This is a genomic window from Nonomuraea sp. NPDC052265 (assembly GCF_044547985.1).
GTDB lineage: Bacteria > Actinomycetota > Actinomycetes > Streptosporangiales > Streptosporangiaceae > Nonomuraea.
This window is the reverse complement of sequence record NZ_JBIUBJ010000071.1, coordinates 1-1287: the sequence shown is the minus strand read 5'-3', so window position 1 is coordinate 1287 and position 1287 is coordinate 1. Positions and strand designations below refer to the sequence as shown.

Annotated in this window: 1 protein-coding gene; it reads right to left on the bottom strand. The window is 66.1% G+C overall.

Annotated features, from left to right (window positions below; genetic code table 11):
- Positions 1 to 45: 45 nt before the first annotated feature.
- A protein-coding gene (locus tag ACIHAD_RS48865) for an IS3 family transposase (RefSeq protein ID WP_397361752.1) occupies positions 46 to 1220 on the bottom strand; the annotation gives its coding sequence in 2 pieces (ribosomal slippage) (positions 46 to 959 and positions 959 to 1220; 1176 coding nt in all).
- Between the last annotated feature and the right edge of the window lie 67 nt (positions 1221 to 1287).

Sequence of the window (1287 nt, the reverse complement as noted above, 5' to 3'; positions counted from 1 at the left end):
CTGAGGGGCCACGGAGATTCCGGACAGCCGTCTTATGGGCGTAGCCTATGCGGCTGTTTGGGTTGAAAGGGACTCGTTGAGCACTTCGAAGGGTGGCCGGTAGCCGAGCGCCGAGTGCAGGCGCCGGTGGTTGTAGAACCCTTCGATGTAGCGGATGACCTGCCGTTTCGCCTTTGCTCGGGTAGTGAAGACGAAACGATGCAGCCATTCGTTCTTGATCACGCTGAAGAACGACTCGGCCATCGCGTTGTCGTAACAGACACCGGTGCGGCCGACCGAGCGGCGGATGCCCTGATCGGTCAGGAAGCGGCCGAACTCGTCACTGGTGTAGTTCGAGCCGCGGTCGGTGTGGAACACGGCGCCGGGCTGGAGCAGCCGGGTATCGGCTGCCATCCGGATCGCCTCCTTGATCAGCTCGGTGCGGTAGTGATCGGCCATCGCCCAGCCCAGAACCGCCTTGCTGTGGCAGTCGATCACGGTGGCCAGGTAGAGGAAGCCCTCCCAGGTGCGGACGTAGGTGATGTCGCCGACGAGCTTGGTGCCGGGCCGGGTGGCGGTGAAGTCGCGGCCGACCAGGTCGGGGATGCCGCGGTAGTCGCCCTGGGTGGTGGTGGCCGGCTGGAACGCCCGTACCTGGGCCGGGGTCAGGCCCTGCTCGCGCATCAGGGCGCGCACCATCTCGGCCGAGCAGTGCTCACCGCGACGGGCCAGGGCGGCGTGCACGCGCCGGTAGCCGTAGGTCTCGTGCGAGCCGGCGAAGATCTCGGCGACCGAAGCGGCCAGCAGCATCCGGCGTTGCGCGGTGGCCGAGGCCGGCCGCTCACGCCACTCGTAGTAGCCCGAGCGGGACACGCCCAGCCAGGCGCACATCTTCACGATCGAGTGACATGCCTTCTCCGCGTCGATGAGTTCGTACTTGGCGAGCGTCATCGAGTCTCGGAGGCGAAGAAGGCGGCCGCTTTTTTCAGGAAGATCAACTTCTCGCGCAGCTCGGCGTTCTCCCGCTCCAGCTCCCGGATCCGGGCCCGGTCCGGCGCAGAGACCGGCTGCCGCTCCTCCTGTGCGCTCGCGATCCGATGCCGGTTCACCCAGCTGCCCAGGGTGCTGGCGTTGATCCCGAACTCGCGCGCCACCGACGCAACCGTCCGATCGCCCTCCAGCACCATGCGGATGGCTTCTTCCTTGAACTCCGCCGAGAACTGCCTGCGACGCCTCGTCACGTACCTACCTCTTCCAGACTTCCGTCAGCTTATGTAGCCAACTGTCCGGAATCTGCTGGGCACCTCA